This is a genomic window from Microbispora sp. NPDC004025 (assembly GCF_053604425.1).
Genome location: NZ_JBSGHN010000018.1, coordinates 177,249 through 183,655 on the forward strand (window position 1 = coordinate 177,249; position 6,407 = coordinate 183,655).

Here is a 6,407-nt window from a genome sequence, read left to right on the forward strand (position 1 = left end):
GTCAACCCTTCCTCCAAGATGCGGGAGAGCAGCCAGCCCTGGCTCCACCAGAGGGGCACCGAGATACAGGCGTTCGGGACGGTGCGCGACTTCCCGGTCGGGATGCCGAGGGAGACCCGCGAATACTCCTGTCAGCGGCTCAACCAGATCCTGGCCGACACGCAGATCCTCTACAACCTGTACAAGAAGCACCACTGGCTCATGCGAGGGCCGACCTTCTACCAGCTTCACCTGCTCCTCGACAAGCACGCGGGCGAGCAGCTGCCGATCATCGACGCGATCGCCGAACGCATCCAGACGCTCGGCGGCGTCGCGGTCGGCGATCCGCGTCAGGTGGCCGAGATGACCGTGATCCCGCGGCCGCCGGACGGCGTGGAGGAGGTGCCCGCCATGCTCTCCAGGCTCCTGGAGGCGCACGAGACGATCCTGGTCGCGGCGCACGACGCCGCCTCCCGTGCGGCCGAGATGGGCGACGACGGCACCAACGACCTGCTCGTCTCCGAGGTCATCCGGACGGGCGAGCTGCAGGCGTGGTTCCTCGCCGAGCACCTCGTGGACACGCCGCTCATCCGCGCCTGACCCGCGTTCCCGCCCGGGCGTCACCCCGTGACGCTCGGGCGGCCGTTCTCGATGTGTCCCATCAGGCGCCGGGCGAACCCGTCGTGCCCGGTCACGCCGACCATCAGGTCGTACCACCCCGTCGGCGCGGGCCACTCCACGTGCGCGGTGCCGCCCGGCGCGATCGGGACCGTACGCGCCGCTCCGCCGTAGGCCATCGGGGCGAACGACACCTCGGCGGGGACGGCGCTCCGGTTCGTCACCGCGATCGACACGGCGCGGGCGCCGGCGTCGATCGCGCCGGTCACCTCCACCGGGTCGGCCGTTCCACCGCGGAACTCCCGGCGGAACCCGTTGGGCCCGACGACCAGCAGGTCGTAGCCCGGGCCGGGGAAGTAGACCACCTCCTCGGCCGTGCCGAGGACGTCGAAGTGCGCCGGCTTGGCCAGCTCGCCCAGGTGGCCGTACAGGATGAAGTGGGCGGAGGCCGTGCCGGAGTTCCGCAGCGTGATCTCCACGGACCGCGCGCGCACGACGGCTTCGGCGTCCGGCTGGTACGGCAGCGCGCGGGCGGGCCTGACCCCCGGCTCCTGGACCGGCATCCGCTGCTCGTCGGGGACCCGGGGATACCATCGGTCCCCCGCCGGGACCGGCCGCGGCGCGGCGACGGCCGCCACGGGAGGCGCGGCCACCGGCGTGGCGAAGTCGAACGCCGAGGTGAGGTCGCCCGCCACCCGGCGCCGCCACTCCCCGATCGGAGCCGTGATCCCGAAGCGGCGCTCCAGGAACCGCACGGTCGAGGTGTGGTCGAACGTCTCAGAGCAGACATTGCCGCCCACGCTCCACGGCGACACGACGATCATGGGAACGCGGATGCCGAGGCCCAGCGGCCGCCCGCCGGCGAACTCCTCCGGGGTGCCGTCGGGCGGGACCGGCGGCGGCACGTGGTCGAAGAAACCGTCGTTCTCGTCATAGGTGACGAACAGGGCGGTCCGCGCCCAGACCTCGGGATGCGACCCCAGCGCGTCGAGCAGCCGGTAGAGGACCTGCCCGCCCTCCACGGGCGACGACCCCTCGGGGTGCTCGCAGTCGGCCAACGAGGGCACGACGTACGACACCGCGGGCAGGCGTCCGGCGGCCACGTCGGCGGCGAACCAGTCTCCGAGGCCGCCCGCGGGGGCGCGGCGCAGCGCCCGGTCGTAGAGGTCGCGGTCGGCGGGCTCCAGGGCTGCCACCCGCCTGTCCAGCTCCGCGAGCAGCGGCGCCGGGTCCTCCGCCGCCCGGACCTTCTCGTAGAAGGAGCGCATGCTCCCCAGCCCGATACGGTCCATCACGGCCATATACGGCCGGAAGAACTCGAGGTTGTTGCACTCGTAGTTGTCCCACTCCTGGTACACCTGCCAGGTGTGCCCGGCCCCCGTCAGCAGTTCGGGCACGGTGACCCAGTCGTAGCCCGGATGCCCCTCCGCCCCCTCGGACGCGACGTTGTCCAGCGCGCGCTGCCGGGTGCCCGGCTCGTACCCGGTGTGACCCGTGACGTGGTAGTTGCGGTTGGGCGTGGTCGAGGTCAGCAGCGAGCAGTGGTAGGCGTCGCAGATCGTGAACGTGTCGGCCAGCTCGTAGTGGAAGGGCAGGTCGAGCCGGTCGTAGTAGGCCATCGAGCCGGGCCCCTTGTTGGGCACCCAGGCGTCGTTCCAGCCCATGGCCCAGGCGTTCTGGGTGCCGAGCCAGGTGTGGTCGTGCGTGTCGAGCAGCATCGGGTCCGCCCCGGCCCGCTCGGCCGCCTCCCGCACGGAGAAGGGCAGCACGCCGTCCTGCTCGAAGATCGGCCGCCAGGCCCGGGTGGACACCGCGTTGCGGTCCCCGAACCCCCGCACCCCGCGCATCCGGCCGAAATAGTGGTCGAACGAGCGGTTCTCCAGCATGACGAAGACGACATGCTCGACGTCGGCCAGGCTCCCCGGCGGGACCGGACGGGCCAGCGCCCGGAGCAGGGAAGGCGGCAGCGAGGATCCGGCCGGCATGGGCGTCCCTTCACAGGATTCAGGCGAAACGCCCACAACCTAACAGCGGCGTGTCGTCACACGAGGACGCGCCTGCGCGTCCCGGCGGGCGGCGGCAGATGAACGCGGGCCAGTTCGCGCAGCGCGCGGGCGGCCCCCACGCGGCGGGCCAGGGCGAGGGACCGCCGCGCGAGGTCGGCCGCCCGTTCCCGCTCGTGTGCCTGCGCGTACGCGTGCGCCTGGCGGGCCAGCACGTACGCCGCGAAGTAGGCGGGCGCGGCCGGCGCGGGCTCCCCCTCCAGCAGCTCGATCGCGCCGCCCGGCCGGCCGAGGTCGACCAGGCAGCCCGCGCACAGCTCCGCCCGCGTCTCGCCCGGCTCCTCCAGGCGCTCCTCCGGGCATTCCTCAAGACACTCTTCGAGGCAGCGGTGGCACAGCTCCACCTCACCCGTCAGCGCGTGCGCGCGGGCCTCCTGCCGCCGGGACAGCGTCCCCACCTCGGCCGGGACACCCGTACGCGCACGGGCGGCCACGGCCGCCTCGACGATCTCGCCCGGCTCGGCGGCGTCGATCAGCTCCGCCCGCTGGACCAGTGCCAGGACCTCGGTGAGCGTGTCGCCGGTCTCGCGCGCCTCGCGGATCGCGCGGTCCGACCAGGCCCGCGCGCCGGGCGCGTCGCCCGCCTCGTGCTCCATGCGGCTGATCAGCTCCGCGTCCCGCGTCGCGAGCGTCTGCAGCGCCCGCCGTACGCGCGGCGCGGCCTCCCCGCGGAACGTCTCGACCCCCGCGAAGACCGGCCCCAGCGCGGCGGCGAGGTCGGCGGGCCTGCCGTCAGGCGCGGCACAGGCGCCGGTCAGCGTCTCGAAGTAGCGGACCGTGCCGGTGTCGGCGCGGGACGGCCACTCGACGGCCCGCCCGACGCGTTCCTCCTCCTCCTCGGGGAAGAGGCCGGGCAGCAGCGGGATGCCGGTGACGTGGTGCCACCGGATCGTGCCCGAGGACGCGCCGACGAACAGGTCCGCCTCGTCCACGCCGAACACCCGGCACAGCAGCTCCGCATGGCGGGCGTCCGGCCGCCGCTCTCCCTCCTCCCACGCGTGGACCGCGTCCGCGGGCAGCCGAGGTCCGGCCTCCCCGGCGGCTTCGGTCAGCCGTCGTCCCAGATCGCGGCGGCTCCACAGCCGGCCGCGGCGCAGCGCGCGCAGCCGTGCGGACCACAGCGGGACGTCAATAGTGATCATCAGCGGCACCCCCCGGTTCTGTCGGTGCCGGGCGTTATGTTTGCGGCGTGCTGACCCGCCGCGAGCTCAACCGCGCCCTGCTCGACCGCCAGATGCTGCTGCGCCGCCACGACGCGAAGGCTCTCACCGCGATCGAGCACCTGGTGGGCATGCAGTCGCAGGCTCCTCTCTCAGCCTACGTCGGCCTGTGGAACCGCCTGCTGGACTTCCGGCACGAGGACCTGTCCGATCTGCTCACCGGTCGCGCCGCCGTACGGATCGCGTTGATGCGCGGCACCATCCACCTCGTCAGCGCCGACGACTGCCTGGCCCTGCGCCCGGTCATGCAGCCGCTCCTCGATCGGTTGCTGCGCACGTCGTACGGCAGACGGCTGGACGGGGTGGACCTCGGCGAGGTGGCGAGCGCCGCCCGCGCCCTGATGGAGGAGCGGCCGCTGAGCTTCGCCGAGCTGGAGGAGCTGCTCGGCGAGCGGTGGCCGGGCCTCGACGCGCTGGCCCAGGCCGTACGCGCGGTCGTGCCGCTGGTGCAGGTCCCGCCGCGCGGGGTCTGGGGCTCATCGGGCCAGGCCCGGCACGTCCCCGCCGAGTCGTGGCTGGGCCGCCCGCTCGGCGACGGCTCGGCCGCCGGCGACATGGTGCTGCGTTACCTGCGCGCCTTCGGGCCGGCGTCGGTGAAGGACATGCAGACCTGGTCGGGCCTGACCGGGCTGCGTTCCGTGGTCAAAGGGCTCGACCTGGTCACGTACCGGGACGAGCACGGGGTGGAGCTGTTCGACCTGCCCGGGGCGTCGCTGCCCGGCGCGGACGCCGAGGCGCCGGTGCGGTTCCTCGGGGAGTTCGACAACCTGCTGCTCTCGCACGCCGACCGGACGCGGGTGATGACCGAGGAGCACCGCTCGCGGGTCTTCACGGTCAACGGGATCATCCGCGCGACCATCCTGGTCGACGGTTTCGTCGCCGGATTGTGGCGGATCGGGCGGGCCGGGCAGACCGCCGTCCTGGAGATCGAGCCGTTCGGGCCGCTGGGCGCCGCCACCCGCGACGCGCTGGCCGCCGAGGGCGCGCGGCTGCTGGAGTTCGCGGCCGGCGACGCCCCCACGCACGACATCACCTTCCTGGGGTAGAACCCACGGAGTGGAGACCCTCTCGGTGGCGGTGGACGCGCAGGCGAGCCCGGATCGGGTGTTCGCCGTACTGACCGACTGGCCCCGGCACCACGAGTGGATGGTGCTGACCCGGGCATGGGTGGTCGCCGGTGACGGCCGCAGCAGGGGGAGCCGGCTCGCGGCGGCCACCGGGGTCGGCCCGCTGTCGTTCGTGGACACGATGGACGTCACCGGCTGGCGGCCCCCGCACGAGGTGGAGGTCCGCCACACGGGCCGTGTCGTGCGCGGCGTCGGCCGGTTCCACGTGCTCCCCCGTCCCGGCGGCGGGAGCAGGATCATCTGGGAGGAGCAGCTCCACGTGCCCTTCGGCCGCGCGGGACGGATCGGCTGGCGGGTCGCCGGGCCGGTGAGCGCGATCTTCCTGCGTCTGTCCCTGCGCCGCCTCGCCGCGCTCGCCCTGCGTGCCTAGCCGAGCGCCATGTCGAAGAACCGGCGCTCCAGGGCCGTCGCCCGGCGGAAGACGTCGAGCACCCGGGCCCGCCCGTTCTCGTCGAGGCCGGGGCCGAGCCGGTCGAGCTCGCCGCGCAGGAAGCCCACCCACGCCTCGAACTCCGGCCCGCTGTGCAGCTCGATCCACTCCCGGTGGACGAAGCCCTCGGGCGGCTCGGTGGTCTGCGAGGCCCAGCCGAGGTAGGTCCACTCCGCCACGCACAGCACCGCCAGGATCCCCGCGTAGTCCTGGCCGCGGCGCACCTCGTCCATCAGCGCCCGGAACTCGGCCGTCACCGGCTCCAGGGCGGGCGGGTTCGGATCACCTTCGAGAGCGGCGAGCGCGCGGTGGAAGTAGCCCCGCTCGGTGTCGGCGACGGTCTGCCCGAGGAAGCGGCCCACGGCCACCCGTGACTCGAAGCCGTCCGCAGCGGCGACCGCCGCGCCGAGCAGCGCCGTGAAGGCGTCCACGAACTGGAAGTCCTGCTCCAGGTAGCGGCGCATGTCGGCGGTGCCGCGACGGATCGCCGCGGCGAAGGGGTGGGTGATCACCGCCGTCCAGTCCGGCTCGCTCTCCGACCGCAGCCACTCGCTGAACGGCGTCCTCGATCCCTCGGTCATTCGTGATCTCTCCCCGTGTCCCGGCGTGAACGTTTCACGATGATCTCAAAGGACTCGCGTCCGCCTCCACCTGCCCAAGCGGGGTGAGCGTCCAGGCAGCCTGCGGACCCGGGCGGGCGAAGTCGTTGACCGGTGGTCAACAGGTCCGTAATTTGAAGCCTGTTGTTCCTCCTCATGAATGCCGTTCGCATTCTTGAACGCCCCCCCTGCGGGATCAGGAGTAACCCCCTCGGTCAGGGGTCCTGCACGACATGCAAGGAGCTCGGCTTTGAGAACCACAATCAGAACCGGAGCCGGGGTGATCGGCACCCTCATCGGGGTCGCCGCCCTGGTCGGCGGCGTCTTCACCGGCGTCTCCAACGCGGCGCCCAGCGCGGGCGCCTACCGGA

Annotated in this window: 6 protein-coding genes; 3 read left to right on the forward strand and 3 right to left on the reverse strand. The window is 73.1% G+C overall.

Annotated elements, in window-relative coordinates; all coding sequences use genetic code 11:
• Nucleotides 1-18 precede the first annotated feature (18 nt).
• Nucleotides 19-579: a Dps family protein gene (locus ACWEQG_RS34225; RefSeq protein ID WP_346230933.1), complete on the forward strand. Its 561-nt coding sequence runs from the start codon at nt 19-21 to the stop codon at nt 577-579.
• Nucleotides 580-599: 20 nt separating this feature from the next.
• Here the strand turns inward: ACWEQG_RS34225 and ACWEQG_RS34230 are convergent, their stop codons facing one another.
• Both ACWEQG_RS34230 and ACWEQG_RS34235 read right to left on the reverse strand, forming a co-directional pair.
• The gene (locus tag ACWEQG_RS34230; RefSeq protein ID WP_452291161.1) at nt 600-2,582 is read right to left on the reverse strand and encodes a phosphocholine-specific phospholipase C; all 1,983 of its coding nucleotides are present in this window, start codon (nt 2,580-2,582) and stop codon (nt 600-602) included.
• Between the two features lie 56 nt (nt 2,583-2,638).
• Nucleotides 2,639-3,802, reverse strand: coding sequence for a hypothetical protein (locus ACWEQG_RS34235; RefSeq protein WP_452291163.1), 1,164 nt, complete (start codon nt 3,800-3,802; stop codon nt 2,639-2,641).
• Nucleotides 3,803-3,849: 47 nt separating this feature from the next.
• On the opposite strand from ACWEQG_RS34235, the gene ACWEQG_RS34240 reads away from it, so the two are divergent.
• Together ACWEQG_RS34240 and ACWEQG_RS34245 are read left to right on the forward strand one after the other, a co-directional pair.
• Entirely contained in the window at nt 3,850-4,926 is a 1,077-nt protein-coding gene (locus ACWEQG_RS34240; protein ID WP_452291165.1) for a winged helix DNA-binding domain-containing protein, read from the forward strand.
• 10 nt (nt 4,927-4,936) lie between these two features.
• Complete coding sequence (locus ACWEQG_RS34245; protein ID WP_452291167.1) at nt 4,937-5,377, forward strand: SRPBCC family protein; 441 nt, start codon at nt 4,937-4,939, stop codon at nt 5,375-5,377.
• Here the strand turns inward: ACWEQG_RS34245 and ACWEQG_RS34250 are convergent.
• Nucleotides 5,374-6,018, reverse strand: a complete 645-nt coding sequence (locus ACWEQG_RS34250; protein ID WP_452291169.1) for a TenA family protein — start codon at nt 6,016-6,018, stop codon at nt 5,374-5,376. The two genes, ACWEQG_RS34245 and ACWEQG_RS34250, sit on opposite strands and share 4 nt — an antisense overlap.
• Between the last annotated feature and the right edge of the window lie 389 nt (nt 6,019-6,407).